General features: G+C 65.3%; 13 protein-coding genes and 1 tRNA gene. 1 reads left to right on the forward strand and 13 read right to left on the reverse strand.

The window, feature by feature from the left end:
* Positions 1–35: 35 nt before the first annotated feature.
* The 6 genes from CFB52_RS10580 to CFB52_RS10605 all read right to left on the reverse strand — a co-directional run bounded on the left by CFB52_RS10580 (position 36) and on the right by CFB52_RS10605 (position 6,538).
* Positions 36–1,079, reverse strand: a complete 1,044-nt coding sequence (locus CFB52_RS10580) for a microcin C ABC transporter permease YejB (protein ID WP_059573664.1) — start codon at positions 1,077–1,079, stop codon at positions 36–38.
* Between the two features lie 51 nt (positions 1,080–1,130).
* Positions 1,131–3,005, reverse strand: a complete 1,875-nt coding sequence (locus CFB52_RS10585; RefSeq protein ID WP_089464932.1) for an extracellular solute-binding protein — start codon at positions 3,003–3,005, stop codon at positions 1,131–1,133.
* A 141-nt stretch (positions 3,006–3,146) separates the two neighbouring features.
* Positions 3,147–3,503, reverse strand: a complete 357-nt coding sequence (locus CFB52_RS10590) for a hypothetical protein (protein ID WP_060310064.1) — start codon at positions 3,501–3,503, stop codon at positions 3,147–3,149.
* Positions 3,504–3,775: 272 nt separating this feature from the next.
* Complete coding sequence (locus CFB52_RS10595) at positions 3,776–4,441, reverse strand: response regulator transcription factor (protein WP_059643980.1); 666 nt, start codon at positions 4,439–4,441, stop codon at positions 3,776–3,778.
* A 19-nt stretch (positions 4,442–4,460) separates the two neighbouring features.
* Positions 4,461–5,852, reverse strand: coding sequence for a HAMP domain-containing sensor histidine kinase (locus tag CFB52_RS10600; protein WP_099316542.1), 1,392 nt, complete (start codon positions 5,850–5,852; stop codon positions 4,461–4,463).
* Between the two features lie 11 nt (positions 5,853–5,863).
* Positions 5,864–6,538: a response regulator transcription factor gene (locus CFB52_RS10605; RefSeq protein ID WP_059573726.1), complete on the reverse strand. Its 675-nt coding sequence runs from the start codon at positions 6,536–6,538 to the stop codon at positions 5,864–5,866.
* A 218-nt stretch (positions 6,539–6,756) separates the two neighbouring features.
* Between CFB52_RS10605 and CFB52_RS10610 the strand changes: the two genes are divergently transcribed.
* Complete coding sequence (locus CFB52_RS10610) at positions 6,757–7,056, forward strand: DUF4148 domain-containing protein (protein WP_099316543.1); 300 nt, start codon at positions 6,757–6,759, stop codon at positions 7,054–7,056.
* Between the two features lie 105 nt (positions 7,057–7,161).
* Here the strand turns inward: CFB52_RS10610 and cyoD are convergent, their stop codons facing one another.
* The 7 genes from cyoD to CFB52_RS10655 all read right to left on the reverse strand — a co-directional run bounded on the left by cyoD (position 7,162) and on the right by CFB52_RS10655 (position 15,618).
* Positions 7,162–7,494: a cytochrome o ubiquinol oxidase subunit IV gene (gene cyoD / locus CFB52_RS10615; RefSeq protein WP_059573658.1), complete on the reverse strand. Its 333-nt coding sequence runs from the start codon at positions 7,492–7,494 to the stop codon at positions 7,162–7,164.
* Positions 7,495–8,103 carry a cytochrome o ubiquinol oxidase subunit III gene (cyoC, locus tag CFB52_RS10620; protein ID WP_059573657.1) on the reverse strand — a complete coding sequence of 203 codons (609 nt, stop codon included), beginning with the start codon at positions 8,101–8,103 and terminating at the stop codon, positions 7,495–7,497.
* Positions 8,103–10,109, reverse strand: a complete 2,007-nt coding sequence (cyoB, locus tag CFB52_RS10625; protein WP_099316544.1) for a cytochrome o ubiquinol oxidase subunit I — start codon at positions 10,107–10,109, stop codon at positions 8,103–8,105. Before cyoB ends, cyoC begins: the two co-directional genes overlap by 1 nt.
* A gap of 3 nt (positions 10,110–10,112) precedes the next feature.
* Complete coding sequence (cyoA, locus tag CFB52_RS10630; RefSeq protein ID WP_059608796.1) at positions 10,113–11,000, reverse strand: ubiquinol oxidase subunit II; 888 nt, start codon at positions 10,998–11,000, stop codon at positions 10,113–10,115.
* A 285-nt stretch (positions 11,001–11,285) separates the two neighbouring features.
* Positions 11,286–12,815, reverse strand: coding sequence for a NuoM family protein (locus CFB52_RS10635; protein ID WP_099316545.1), 1,530 nt, complete (start codon positions 12,813–12,815; stop codon positions 11,286–11,288).
* A 1,345-nt stretch (positions 12,816–14,160) separates the two neighbouring features.
* A tRNA-Ser gene (locus tag CFB52_RS10650) sits at positions 14,161–14,254 on the reverse strand.
* Positions 14,255–14,364: 110 nt separating this feature from the next.
* Positions 14,365–15,618: an aspartate kinase gene (locus CFB52_RS10655; RefSeq protein ID WP_012492698.1), complete on the reverse strand. Its 1,254-nt coding sequence runs from the start codon at positions 15,616–15,618 to the stop codon at positions 14,365–14,367.

Genomic DNA, 15,618 nt, shown 5'->3' on the forward strand with positions numbered 1-15,618 from the left:
CGATGACGCCGGGCATGCGAACGGCTCGTTTCATGTCAGCGCTCCAGGTTGTCGAATTGAATGCGCGGATCGACCCACACATAGCAAAGATCGGAGATCAGCTTGGTCGCGAGCCCGATCAGCGTGAACAGGTACAGCGTGCCGAGCACGACCGGGTAATCGCGCCGCACGACCGACTCGTACGACAGCAGGCCCAGGCCGTCGAGCGAGAACAGCGTCTCGATCAGCAGGCTGCCGGTGAAGAACGCGCCGATGAACGCGGCCGGAAAGCCGACGATCAGCGGCAGCATCGCATTGCGGAACACGTGCTTCCACAGCACGCTGCGCTCGGAGAGCCCCTTCGCGCGCGCGGTCAGCACGTATTGCCGGCGGATCTGGTCGAGGAACGCGTTCTTCGTGAGCATCGTGACGACCGCGAAGCTGCCGACGACCGACGCGGTGATCGGCAGCGCGATGTGCCACAGGTAGTCGAGCACCTTGCCGGCGAGCGACAACTGCGCGAAGTTGTCCGACGTGAGGCCGCGCAGCGGAAAGAGCTGCCAGAACGAGCCGCCGCCGAACAGCACGAGCAGCAGCACGCCGAGCACGAAGCCCGGAATCGCGTACCCGACGAGCACGACGAGGCTCGTCGCGACGTCGAACGGCGAACCGTTGCGCACGGCCTTCGCGATGCCGAGCGGCACCGAGATCAGGTACGTGAGGAAGAACGTCCACAGCCCGATGCTGATCGACACGGGCAGCTTCTGCACGACCAGCGCCCACACGCTCTGGTGGCGGAAGTAGCTGTCGCCCAGATCGAAGCGCGCGAAGCGCTTCAGCATCAGCCAGTAGCGTTCGAGCGGCGGCTTGTCGAAGCCGTACAGCGCCTTCAGTTGCGCGAGCTGCTGCGCGTCGACGCCGGTGTGCGCACGCATCCCGAACGGCGTCGCGCCCTGCTCCGTCGCGCCCTTGCGCAACTCCTGCACGGCCTGCTCGACCGGGCCGCCCGGCACGAACTGGATCACCGCGAACGTGAGCGTCAGCACGCCGACGAGCGTCGGGATCATCAGCAGCAGGCGTTTGAGGATGTAGCTCCACATAGGGCGTCGACTCGTGATCGGGTGGTGGGTTGGACGAAGGGCCGGCGCGGGTCAGTGATCGGGCTTCGCCCACCAGGTCGACACGACCCAGCCCTCGGCCGAATAGTACAGCGGCAGCGTCCGCGGATAGGCGAGCGTGCGCTTGTACGCGATGCGGTGCGTCGTGCTGTACCACTGCGGGACCGCGTAGTAGCCGTGCATCAGCACGCGGTCGAGCGCGTGCGTCGCGTCGAGCAGCTCCTCGCGCGTCTGCGCGGCGCCGAGCGCGTGCAGCAGCGCGTCGACGGCCGGCGATTTCAGCCCGATGAAGTTGTCGGAACCCGGCTCGTCGGCGAACTTGCTCGCGTAACGCGAGTATTGCTCGGCGCCCGGCACCTGCACGCCCGGCAGGCGGATCGTCGTCATGTCGTAGTCGAACGCATCGAGACGCTTTTGCAGCAGCGCGTAATCGGCCGTGCGAAACCGCACGTCGATGCCGAGCTTCGCCAGGTTGCGCTGGTAGGCCGTCACGATGCCCTCCATCGCGCCGCCCGCGTCGTCGAGGATCTCGAACGCGAACGGCTCGCCCTTCGCATTGCGCAGCGCGCCGTCGCGATAGGTCCAGCCGGCCTGCGCGAGCAGCGCGCGTGCCTTCAGCAGGTTCGCGCGCAGCGAGCCCGGCAGGTTCGTGTCCGGCTGCGTGACCATCGGGCCGAACACGGCCGGATCGAGCTGCGCGCGCAGCGGCTCCAGCAGCTTCAGCTCGCCTTCGCCAGGCGTACCGGTCGCCTGCAGGTCGGTATCGGCGAAATAACTGTTGAGGCGCGTGTACGCGCTGTAGAACAACTGGCGGTTCAGCCATTCGAAGTCGAACGCGAGGTCGAGCGCCTGGCGCACGCGCACGTCGCGGAACAGCGGCCGGCGCAGGTTCATGAAGAAGCCCTGCATGCCGGCGCCGTTATGCTGGCGGAATTCGCGCTTGATCAGTTCGCCGCTGTCGAAGCGCTTGCCGACGTCGCGCCGCGCCCAGTTGCGCGCGATGTACTCGACGAGCACGTCGTATTCGCCGGCCTTGAACGCCTCCAGCCGCGCGACGCCGTCGCCGTACAGCTTGTAGACGATCCGCTCGAAGTTGTGGGTGCCGACCCGCACCGGCAGGTCGGCGCCCCAGTACGCGGGGTTGCGCCGGTAGGTGATCGTGCGGCCGTTGTCGTAGCGCTCGATCACGTAAGGGCCGCTGCCGATCGGCTGCTCGAACGCGAGCTGGTCGAACGGGATGCGCGAGCCGTCCGCCCGCAGGCCCCATTTGCGCGAGAACACGGGCACGCCGCCGGCGATCAGCGGCAGCTCGCGATTCGCGCTGCGGAACTCGAAACGCACGATCGCCGGATCGACGACCACGGCCTTCGCGATCTCCGCGAAATACGCGCCGAACTGCGGCGCGGCCTGCTTGCTCTTCAGCGTATCGAACGAAAACTTGACGTCGTCCGCCGTGACGCGATCGCCGTTCGAGAAGCGTGCGCGCGGATTCAGGTGGAACGTGACCGAACGGCGGTCCGGCGCGACGTCGATGTCGTCGGCCAACAGCCCGTATGCGGACGCCGGTTCGTCGGAGCTGCCCGTCGTGAGACTCTCGAACAGCATGTCGATGCCGGGCGCGGCGTTGCCGCGCATCGTGAACGGATTGAACTTGTCGAACGACGTCAGCCGGTTCGGGTTCGCCAGCACCAGCGTGCCGCCCTTCGGCGCGTCGGGATTCACGTAGTCGAAATGCTTGAAGCCCGGCGGATACTTCGGCTCGCCGTACTGCGCAATCGCATAGGCCGCGTGCGCGGCCGGCGCGGCGAGCGCCGCGTGCAGCGCCAGCACCGCGGCCACGCGGCCGGCAGCCCGCAGCACGCCGAAGCGGGCGCGCGTGGCGGCGGCCCGGGGCGAACCCTTCGTCATAGAGGCCCTGTCGTCGAATGAGGGTAGTAACGTGGAGCGATTCTACCCATTCATCCGTCGAGCCAAAAGAAAACCGCCAACGCGGGCGGTCTTCTTCGCGAGCAGTTGTCGCGCACGCGGCACGCATGCGCGAGCCGCCCGTCAGCGCCAGCCGTTGTGGCGGCCGTGATCCCAGTGACCGCGATCGCCCCAGCCGCGACCATGGTGGCGATACCATTCGTCGCGGCCCCAGTAGCGGCGGCCGTCCCAGTAGCGGTCGCCGTGCCAGCCGATCACGATCGCCGGCGCCGGCCCGTACACGGGCGCCGGCGCATAGACCGGCGCCGGCTGGTAGACGACCGGCGGCGGAGGCGGCGGCGCATACACGGGCGCGGGCGCGACGTAGACCGGTGCCGGCACGCCGACGTTGATCCCGACATTGACTCCCGCCATTGCTGCGCCCGACACGAGCAAGGCCGTCATACCGGTCAGGAGCGAGGCAACACGCAAAGTCTTCATGGATTCCTCTTCTGGTTGTGTCATGTGTGATTCGACTATAGCGGCAAGCGCCGCGCCCGCATATTTCAAGTTTGTAAGAACTGATGCGCGGCATCGCAACGGGAAGCCCGCGCTAACGTCTTGTAACAATCGGCGCCCGCCCCCGTCCCCCGCTCTTTCCTCCCTTGAACATCTTTCATCCCGCGTCGCGCCCGGCGTCAAGCGGCCCCACGCCCTCCGGGCGGGCCGGACCGGGGCCCGTCAAACCCCTTCTTGCCGAGCGCCGATATCCGTCACCCCCCCGTATCGAACCGGAAACCGAATCTCGCAACCGTTTCGATCCGGGCGGAGAACGCGTGTGCGACCAGCTTGCGCCGTAACCGCACGACCAGCGCATTGACCGTCTCGGGTTCGATGTCGGCATCGTCCCACGCATAACGCAGCACGGCGTCGCGGCCGACCGGCCGCCCCGCTTCACGTAGCAGGCATTCGACCACGCGAAATTCCCGCGCGGTGAGCGCGAGCCGCCGGCCATGCTCCTCGAGCGCGCGCGTGGCCGTATCGAGTCGAACCGATTCACGCGTGGCGACGACGCCCGCGCGGCGCCACAGCGCGCGCAACCGCTCGTGCAGTTCGACGAACGAACACGGATGGGCAAGACATACGTCGCAGCCGGCCTTCAGCATTTGCGCGCGCCGGGCGGGCGTGGCGCCGGCGACGATCGCGGCAATCGTCGCGCCGCCGGCCGACGCGGCGAGCCGCGGTAATCCTTCGAGGATCGCCGGGCGCGCGGCGGCATCGGTCGCGACGATCACGATCGCGTCGAACCGGCCCTGCGTCGCCGCAAAACAGCCATCGCGCCATTCGTCGACGCGCTCGACGCCGTGCATGCTTTCCCGAAACGCCTTGTCGAGCCGCGACGCGCCCGGGTTCGGCGGCGCAATCAGCAGGATGCGCATCGATCGGGTTCCTGCGCCGTCACGCGAGCGAGCGCGGCCAGCATTCGACCGTGATCGCCGCACCGGCCGGCCGCGCATCGCCGATTCGCAGCGCGAAATCGTGCACGCGCATCACCGCCGACACGACGCTCAACCCGAGCCCGGAGCCGTTCACATGACGCGTGCGTTCGCCGCGATAGAAGCGTTCGAGCACTGCATTGCGCTCGGCGGGCGGGATACCGGGCCCGGTGTCCTCGAACCGGACGAGCGGACCGTGCGGCGTCGCCTGGAGCACGACGCGCACACGGCCGCCCGGCGGCGTGAACTTGATCGCGTTGTCCGCGAGATTGCTGAACGCCTCGAACAACAACGCGCGGTCGCCATGGATGCCGTCGACCGCGGCCGCCTCGAGCGCGAACGACACGTCGACGGCCTCGGCCAGCGGTTCGTAAAGCTCGCACACATCGCGCAGCAAGGCCGCGACGTCGACCGCGGCAAAACCGCCGCGCCGGCTCAGCGTGCCGATCTCGGAGATGCGCAGCATCGCGCGAAAACGTTCGAGCAGCCGGTCGGTCTCGTCGCGCGCCGACGCCAGCAGCGCCGCCGACGCGGGATCGTGTGCGCAGAACGGCTGGCCCGAGAGCCGCGCCAGCATCGTATGCACGCGTGCGAGCGGCGTGCGCAGGTCGTGCGCGATCCCGTCGCAGGTATGCCGCACCTCGCCCATCAACCGCTCGACTTCGTCGAGCATGTGGTTCACGAGATGCGCGAGCAGATCGAGTTCGTCGTAGCCGCCCACCGGCAGCCGCTTGCCGAGATCGCCTTCGGCGATCTGCCGCGTGACGCGCCGGATCGCGGCGACGCGGCGCATCTGCCGCATGCCGAGCATGCTGCCGCCCGCGACGCCCGCGATCAGGATCATCACGCCGCCGATCACGAGCCCGCGAATCGCGACGTCGCGGATCTGGATGAAATGCGACAGGTCGCGCGCGACCACCAGCGTCATCCCGTTGTCGCGGCGCACGGCCATCGCGCGCGCGATCGGCGACGATTGGCCGTCGAGCAGCACGAGCGTGCGGTTCAGCGTGCGGCCGTGGCGATCGGTGCGCAGCGCGGGCGGTGTCGTGATGTCGCCCGCCACGCGGCGCCCGCTCGCATCGAACAGCCCGTAGAAATTCGTGTGCATGTGCTCGTGCTCGAGCCGCCGATGGATCGCGAGCGGCAGTTCCGCATCGGGAATCGAATCGAAATAGATCAGTTGCCACGCGAGCACCTCGTCGGTGTCGCGCGTCATCGTGTGGGTCGCGGCCACGCTGATCACGCCCGCGAGCAGCAGCAGCGACACCGAGAAGATCGCCGCGTACGCGCACAGCCAGCGAAACGTCGTCGTATGCCAGCGGCGCGCGAAGTTCGCCGCGCGGGCTGCGTCCATCCGTGCCTCCGTCAAGCGAGCATGTAGCCCGATCCGCGCACCGTCTGGATCATCGGGTTCGCGCCGGGCGGATCGATCTTCTTGCGCAGCCGGCCCATGTGGACGTCGATCAGGTTGGTGCCGGGATCGAAGTGATAGCCCCACACGGCCTCGAACAGCATCGTGCGCGTGATCGTCTGGCCTGCATTGCGCATCATGAATTCGAGTACGCGGAACTCGGTCGGCAGCAGCGCGATCTCGTCGGCGCCGCGGCGCGCGCGGCGCGAAATGAGGTCGAGCTCGAGCGCGCCGACCTTCAGCAGCGTCTGCTGCGGCACGCCCGATGCCTGCCGGCGGCGCAGCAGCACTTCGATGCGCGCGCTCAGTTCGCCGGAATCGAACGGCTTCGTCAGATAATCGTCGCCGCCCGCGCGCAGCCCGCGAATGCGCTCGTCGACGTCGCCGAGCGCGCTCAGCATCAGCACCGGCGTGTCGATGCCGACCGTGCGCATCGCGGTCACGATCGCGAGACCGTCCGCGCCCGGCAGCATCCTGTCGAGCGTGATCGCGTCGTACGACGCGCTCATCGCGCGCATCATCCCTTCGCGGCCGTTGTCGATCCAGTCGACCGCGAAGCCGCGTGCGGTCAGTTCGCCGACGATTTCGTTCGCGGTCACCGCATCGTCCTCGACCGTCAGTACTCGCATGGTTGCCCTCGCAATGAACTTCGAGACGGGCGCATACGACGCGCCCGCCACTATCGTAAGCGCCGCGATCGCCGTGCGGCGCAAGATGAAAATAGCTTCATCCGGCATCGTGGCAAGCGCGCGTGAAAAATGTTTCATCCGTCCGTCGCCTGCCCCGCGACCGCGGCCGTCTACGCTGACATCGTGCGGCAACGGGCCGCGAAACCAGGAGCTACCGGATGAAACTGTCGACCACCCTCGCCTGCATGCTGCTCGCATGCGCCAGCACCGCCGCGCTCGCGGGGCCCCACCTCACCCCGCAGCAATGCAACGCGTACCCGTTCGTGCACACGGGCAGCGGCGTCACGCGCGCGGACCTCGTGCGCGAGCTGACCGAACTCGAACAGGTCGGCTACGAGCCGGCCCACGCCAGCCCGTATTACCCCGACGATCTCGCCGATGCGAAGCATCGGCTCGCCGCCGAATACCGCGCCGACTGCACGCACGCGCTGACGGCCGACGCGGGCGCGCACCACTGACCGCACGGCCGGCGCAACGCAGCCGGAAAGCAAAAAGGCGGCACGCGCGTGCCGCCTTTCTTCACGAATGCGCATCGACGTGGACGCGACGCGCCACGCCGGCGCTCAACGCGACATCATGTTCATGCTGACGTTGTGCATCACCCACAGCGTGCCGACGATCAGGATCGCCGCGGTCAGCACCGTATAGCTGAACGCCATCACGTTCCAGCGCTGGCCCGACGAGCCGTTCATGTGCAGGAAGTACACGAGGTGCACGACGATCTGCACGAACGCGAGCACGGCGAGCCCGATCAGCGACGCATGCGGCGACAGCACGCCGCCCATCACGAGGCCGAACGACGCGGCCGTGAGCAGCACCGACAGGATGAAACCGGCGACGTAGCCGCCGACGCTGCCGTGCCCTTCTTCGAGTTGAGACGAATGCGAATGGGCCATTTAGATCACGCTCGCGAGATAGACAAAGGAAAACACGCAGATCCACACGATGTCGAGGAAGTGCCAGAACAAGCTCAGGCACGTCAGGCGCCGCAGGTCGCGATCGGTCAGGTCGCCGCCGCGCGACATGATCTGCGCGGCGAGCACGATCATCCACAACAGGCCCGCCGTCACGTGCAGCCCGTGCGTGCCGACCAGCGTGAAGAACGCCGACAGGAACGCGCTGCGCTGCGGGCCGGCGCCTTCCGCGATCAGGTGCGAGAACTCGCGCAGCTCCATCGCGAGAAACGCCGCGCCGAGCACGAACGTCACCGCGAGCCAGGCGAGCAGCGCGCCGCGCCGCTGCTTGTACGCCGCGAGCATCGCGAAACCGTACGTGATGCTCGACAGCAGCAGCGCGGCGGTTTCCACCGCGACGCCCGGAATGTCGAACAGGTCCTTCGCGGTCGGACCGCCCGCGTACTGATTGCCCAGCACCGCGAACGTCGCGAACAGCGCCGCGAAGATCACGCAGTCGGTCATCAGGTACAGCCAGAACCCGAACACCGAATGCGACGGCGGATGGTCGTCGTGCTCGAGCAGGGTCGCGCTCAAGGTTTTCTGCAACATCAGTTGGCCTCCAGTTCCACGTCGTCGACGCGCGCGACCGTGCGCCGCGTCGGCTGCTTGTCTTCGGTCTTGCGTACCGTCGACGCAGGGATGTAATAGCCGTCGTTATCGCGCGAGCTGTAGATCACGAGCGTCGCGATGATGCCCACGAGCCCGCCGATCGCCATCCACCAGATGTGCCACACCAGCGCGAAGCCGAGCACCAGGCTGAAGATCGCGATCACGAGGCCCGCACACGTATTCGACGGCATGTGGATGTCGCGAATCGCCGCCGGGTTCGGCCGGCCTTCGCCGCGCGCCTTCATGTCCGCGTACGCGTCGAGCGTGCGCACCTGCGGGATCACCGCGAAGTTGTAGTCGGCCGGCGGCGACGACGTCGCCCACTCCAGCGTGCGGCCGCCCCACGGGTCGCCCGTCGTGTCGCGGTACGCGGGCAGGTTGCGATTGCGGATGCTGACCACCAGTTGCAGCAGCTGGCACGCGATGCCGATCGCGATCAGCACGGCGCCGAACGCGGCGACCAGCAGCCACGGATGCCATGCCGGGTTGTCGTAGTGGTTCAGGCGGCGCGTCATGCCCATGAAACCGAGCACGTAGAGCGGCACGAACGCGACGTAGAAGCCGACCTGCCAGAACCAGAACGCGGCCTTGCCGAGCTTCTCGTTCAGCTTGAAGCCGAACGCCTTCGGGAACCAGTAGTTGAAGCCCGCGAGATAGCCGAACAGCACGCCGCCGATGATCACGTTGTGGAAGTGCGCGATCAGGAACAGGCTGTTGTGCAGCACGAAGTCCGCGCCCGGAATCGCCATCATCACGCCGGTCATGCCGCCGAGCGTGAACGTGACCATGAAGCCGATCGTCCACAGCACGGGCGTCGTGAACTCGATCCGGCCGCGATACATCGTGAACAGCCAGTTGAATACCTTCACGCCGGTCGGGATCGCGATGATCATCGTCATGATCCCGAAGAACGCGTTCACGTTCGCGCCCGAGCCCATCGTGAAGAAGTGATGCAGCCACACGAGGAACGACAGCACCATGATCGCGCAGGTCGCGTACACCATCGTCTTGTAGCCGAACAGCGGCTTCTTCGCGAACGTCGCGATGACCTCCGAGAAGATCCCGAACGCCGGCAGGATCAGGATGTACACCTCCGGATGGCCCCACGCCCAGATCAGGTTCAGGTACAGCATCGCGTTGCCGCCGGCTTCGTTCGTGAAGAAGTGCATGCCGAGGTAACGGTCGAGGCCGAGCAGCGCGAGCGTCGCGGTCAGGATCGGGAACGATGCCATGATCAGCACGTTCGTGCAGAGGGCCGTCCACGTGAACACCGGCATCTTCATCAGCGTCATGCCCGGCGCGCGCATCTTGATGATCGTCACGAAGAAGTTCACGCCGGTCAGCAGCGTGCCGACGCCGGAGATCTGCAGCGCCCACAGGTAGTAGTCGACCCCTACCCCCGGGCTGAACTGCAGCTCCGACAGCGGCGGGTACGCGAGCCAGCCCGTCTGCGCAAACTCGCCGATCACGAGCGACACGTTGATCAGGATCGCGCTGACCGCCGTCATCCAGAACGACAGCGAGTTGATGAACGGGAACGCGACGTCGCGCGCACCGATCTGCAGCGGCACGACCAGGTTCATCAGGCCGACCATGAACACCATCGCCATGAAGAAGATCATGATCACGCCGTGTGCCGTGAAGATCTGGTCATAGTGGTGCGGCGGCAGGTAGCCGGGCGCGTTGTACGCGAGCGCGAGCTGCATGCGCATCATGATCGCGTCGGCGAAGCCGCGCAGCAGCATGATCAGCGCGACGATGATGTACATCACGCCGAGTCTCTTGTGGTCGACCGTGGTCAGCCATTCCGTCCACAGCCATTTCCAGCGGCCGGTGATCGTCAGCGCGGCGAGAATGCCCAGCACGACCAGCCCCATGAAGGCGCCGGCCCCCATGATGATGGGCTGATCGAACGGGATCGCCGAAAGTGTGAGTTTGCCGAACATGCGTTACCCCTTCGTGCCGCAGGCGGCGTCCTTCAGGTCGAGGACGTGGCCATCGTTGTATTTCGCGATGATGTTGTGGAAGAGCCGCGGATCGACCGACGAGAAATAGCGCACCGGCGCCTTCTCGCTCGGCTGCGCGACGGTGCCGTACACCGTCGCGTCGAGCCGTTCCGGCGACGCCTTCACCTTCTGCACCCACGCATCGAACTGCTCGCGCGGCTCGGCGAGCGTGCGGAACTTCATGTCGGAGAAACCGCGGCCGCTGAAGTTGGCGGACGTGCCCGCGTAGTTGCCCGGCTCGTCGGCGATCAGGTGCAGGCGCGTCTGCATGCCGGCCATCGCATAGACCTGGCCGCCGAGCTGCGGGATGAAGAACGAATTCATCACCGAATCCGACGTGATGCGGAAGTTCACCGGCGTGCCGACCGGAATCGCGAGCTGGTTCACCGACGCGATGCCAAGCTCCGGATAGATGAACAGCCACTTCCAGTCGAGCGCGACCACCTCGACGTCGATCGGCTTCACGGCCGATTCGAGCGGCTTGTACGGATCGAGCTCGTGCGTGGTCTTCCACGTGAGCACGCCGAGGAACAGGATGATCAGCGTCGGCACCGTCCAGATCACGACCTCGATCGCGGTCGAGTGCGACCAGTTCGGCGCGTACGCGGCGTTGCGGTTCGACGCGCGGTAACGCCACGCGAACCACAACGTGAGCAGGATCACCGGCACGACGACGATCAGCATCGCCCAGGTGGACGTCGCGATCAGCGCCTTTTCGGCCGCGCCCACGCTCCCTTTCGGATTTAGTACATCTAAATTACAACCTGACAGGCTCAACGCCGCGCCGATTGACATCAGCGCCGCCCAGCCTCTTGAAGCTCTTCTTCTCATCACACAGCCCCGCGGGTCATTGAATCCGTTTGCGTATGCCCGATGCGCATTCGATTCACGAAATTGGCCGAATCATACGTCGCGCGAGTGCGATGAAAAACCGGTGCATGCGGCAAATCATCATTGCAAAATCTGCCGTGAGTCACATTGTCGCGGGGCAATTTCACGCAGCCGGAAGCGGGCCCGGCACTTGCCGTGCCGGGCTGCGGATCGATGCGCGCGCAACCATGCGCGCCGCGCGATGCGGCGGGCTTGCGCGGCGTGGCGCGGCTCGACGTGCCGCGATCAGTCGTGCGTCGACGCCATGTACGACGGCAGCGCCGGCGCGGGAGCGTCCCCTGCCGGCACCTTCGAATGGCTCGCTTCCTGGATCAGCTTGCCGACGGTCGGATCGATCGCATCGGTGAACGGCTTCGGATCGATGCCGACCGCCAGCACGATCAGCGCGAGCGACGCGAACATCACGATCTCGCGACGGTTCAGGTCGGCGAGCTTCGCGATCTGCTGGCTCGCGACCTTGCCGAACACGACGCGCTTGAGCATCCACAGCGTGTACGACGCGCTGAGGATCAGCGTGAGCGCCGCGATCGCGCCGATCCAGAAGTTGAAGCGGATCGCGCCCATGATCACCATGAACTCGCCGACGAACCCCGACGTGCCTGGCAGGCCGACGTTGGCCATCGCGAACAGCAGCGTGAAGGTCGCGAAACGCGGCATCACGCCCGCCACGCCGCCGTACGCGGCGATCTCGCGCTGGCGGGTGCGGTCCACGAGCACGTTCACGCACAACAGCATCGCGCCCGCCACGAAGCCGTATGACACGAGCTGCACGATCGCGCCTTCCACGCCGATCCGGTTGAACAGGAACAGCCCGAGCGTGACGATTCCCATGTGCGCGACCGTCGAATACGCGAGCAGCTTGCCGAGGTCGGTCTGTGCAAGCGCGATCAGGCTCGCGTAGACGATCGCGAACAGCGACAGCGCGATCACGGCCGGCGCGAAGAAATGGCTCGCGTCGGGCGTGATCGGCAGCGCGAAGCGCAGGAACCCGTACCCGCCGAGCTTGAGCATCGCGAGCATCAGCGCGGCGCCCGTCGGGCCGTCGGTGTACACGTCGCTCAGCCACGTGTGGACCGGCCACATCGGCACCTTGACCGCAAACGCGGCGAAAAAGCCGACGAACACCAGCAACTGCGGCGCGAAGCCGAGCTGCAGCGTGCGCCACACGGCCATGTCGAACGTATGCGACTGCGCGTACAGGTACAGCATCGCCATCAGCAACAACAGCGAGCCGGCGAACGAGATGAAGAAGAACTTCACGGCCGCATACACGCGGCGCTCGCGCCCCCACGTGCCGATCAGCAGGTACAGCGGGATCAGCGTCGCCTCGAAGAAGATGAAGAACAGCAGCCCGTCCTGCGCGGCGAACACGCCGACCATCAGCCCCGACAGGATCAGGAACGACGCGTAGTACTGCGCGACGCGCACCGTGACCGATTCCCACGACGCGACCACCACCACGAGCGTCGTGAACGCGGTCAGCACGACGAGCCACAGCGACGCGCCATCGATGCCGACCCGCCATCCGGCATTGAACGCCGCGAGCCAGTCGCGTCTTTCGACGAACTGCATCGCAGCCGAATGCGCGTCGAAGCCGGCAACCAGCGGCACGACGGGCGCCAGTCCGGCGATCGCACCGACCAGCGCGATCAGCCGTATTCGCCGTGAATGCTGATCGGAACCGGCGCGCAGCAGGCCCGCGCCGAACAGTATCGGAACCCAGATGGCCAGGCTCAGGAAGGGAAAATCATGCATGTCAACAACGCCTTGAGGAAGTCGCACCCTGCATCGGGGACAGGCGCGACGAAAGGAACGAAATCAAATCGACAGGTAGATTTCGTGAATCGCCAATGTTGGCTAAATGTAAAGCGACATCAGCGAAAAACTTGATGCCGCTCAAACGCGATCGGGTTAACCAGCATAAGGCGATTGAATATTTTCTGCAGCGCAGCAGAACGTTGTTTTTTGGCGTCGGCGTAGTTCGCTGATTTTTATGAGTAATTTTTTGTATTGCCGGGCACTCTGCACGGCAAGAATAGACGCAGCGCCGCATTTTTGATGTTGACCGGTCATTTGGAAGGGTCGGAACGGCATGGTCGGCATTCCGCGATCTCACGATCGCACGGCACACCATTCCTTACGGGCGTGCTTTCATTTCCACTTCATTCGATTCGTGTAGCGCATATCGGGAGAAGAGTCGCCTTCGCCCGCCGCTTCTCGCCCGGCCCCTCCTAACGCGGATAAGTCGAGCGGTCCCATACACGCATCGTCACCGCGCGAGAGTGATCGACGGTCTGGAGTGACGGTGTCTTAATCGATTCGATCGCCGGGGCGCGGCCGCTCATGGCGCGCCAGGCGCCCGGAATGACGAGACGTGAACGGGGCGCCGGCGCCGGATTACGACTTCCGTTACGTAACGGCGTTCGTCGACGATGCCGAACGGCCCCAGCGCTGCGCTGCCGCGATCGGCTTCGACGCGTTCCACGCCATCACCAGATTCGCCCTCGCGAGCGCCTGCGCAAGCAGGTCATCTCGCTCTGAACCTCCGGTTTCGAATCACACCGACCGTGCTTCATCACGCATTACTTCAGGCGCGGCTTCACGTCGCCCTCCCGCGTTCGCCCGGCACTCGCGGGCTTCTGATGCTCTGCACCTCAGAGCGACACGGCCTTCGGCCTTCCTACTCGCTTGGCCTTTCGCCCACAACCGGCAGCGACTACAACCTGTGCTGACTTCTCGCTCCGGCTTGCCACCGTCGCCCTTTCAGGCATGAGGCGAGATCTCCCCATTGGGTAAGAACGCACTCCTTCGCTGCACAACCGCCGGATTTACGCCACTTCGCTTTGATCACAAGAGCTTCGCGGCTCTTTGCCTGGTCGCCCTGCTCGGCAGCGCCTTCTATCCGATTCTTGTCCATCGGCTCGCAGCTTACGCTCCACGCTTCCTCCCTACGCTCGGTCACCCTCCCGCGATTGCGCTTCGCTTCATTCGCTGCGATCAACTCATGGCGAAACTTTCACTCGCAGGAGTTCGCCCATGCTGGGCGCACAAAGAAAAAGCCCCGCAAGTCCGAGAACTTGCGGGGCTTTGTCACCGCTTTTGGCGGAGACGGAGGGATTCGAACCCTCGATCCAGGTTTTGGCCCAGATGCTCCCTTAGCAGGGGAGTGCCTTCGACCTCTCGGCCACGTCTCCCAAACTTTCGCTCGCACCAGGGAGGCAGTGCGACGAGAACGAGATAATATAGGGTTTCGAACCGTACGTCAAATTCCGTGATGCATTTTCTTCAATGCATCACGAAAAATTCACGATGCCTGGTCGAGTTCGAAAGCCTTGTGCAGCGCGCGGACGGCCAGCTCCATGTATTTCTCGTCGATCAGCACCGAGATCTTGATTTCGGACGTCGAGATCATCTGGATGTTGATGCCCTCTTCCGAGAGCGTACGGAACATCTTGCTCGCGACGCCCACGTGCGAACGCATGCCGACGCCGACGACCGATACCTTCGACACCTTCGGATCGCCCTGCACGCGCTCGGCGCTCACATGGCCCTGCACCTGGTTGGTTAGGATGTCCATCGCCTTCTGGTAGTCGCCGCGACCGACCGTGAACGTGAAGTCGGTTTTGCCTTCGACGCTCTGGTTCTGGATGATCATGTCGACGTCGACGTTCGCATCGGCCACCGGGCCGAGGATCTGATATGCGATACCCGGCTTGTCGGGCACGCCCATCACCGCAATGCGTGCTTCGTCGCGCTGGAACGCGATGCCGGAAATGACTGCCTTTTCCATGGTCTCGTCTTCTTCAAAAGTAATCAGGGTGCCCGAGCGCATTTCTTCGTCGAGCGCAATCAGCGGATCGGTCAGGCTCGACAGCACACGTGTCTTCACCTGGTATTTGCCGGCGAATTCGACCGAGCGGATCTGCAGGACCTTCGAGCCGAGGCTGGCCATTTCCAGCATCTCCTCGAACGTCACGCGGTCGAGGCGGCGCGCCTCTTCGACGACACGCGGATCGGTCGTGTAGACGCCGTCGACGTCGGTATAGATCAGACACTCTTCGGCACCGAGCGCAGCCGCCACCGCCACCGCCGACGTGTCCGAGCCGCCACGGCCCAGCGTCGTGATGTGACCGTCCGGATCCACACCCTGGAAGCCCGTGATGATCACGACCTTGCCCGCGTTCAGGTCGTCCTTCACGCGCTCGTCGTCGATCGAGTGGATGCGTGCTTTCGTAAACGCGCTGTCGGTCTTGATCGGCACTTGCCAGCCGGCATAGCTCACGGCCTCGACACCGATTTCCTGCAGCGCGATCGACAGCAGGCCGACGCTGACCTGCTCGCCGGTCGACGCGATCATGTCGAGCTCACGCGGGCTCGGCTGGCTCGAAATCTCTTTCGCAAGACCGAGCAGACGGTTGGTTTCGCCGGACATCGCCGAAGGCACGACCACCATCTGGTGCCCGGCCTGATGCCATTTTGCGACGCGTTTCGCGACGTTCTTGATGCGCTCGACCGAGCCCATCGAAGTGCCGCCGTATTTGTGTACGATGAGTGCCAT

Source organism: Burkholderia sp. AU18528 (genome assembly GCF_002223215.2).
Classification (GTDB): Bacteria; Pseudomonadota; Gammaproteobacteria; order Burkholderiales; family Burkholderiaceae; genus Burkholderia; species Burkholderia semiarida.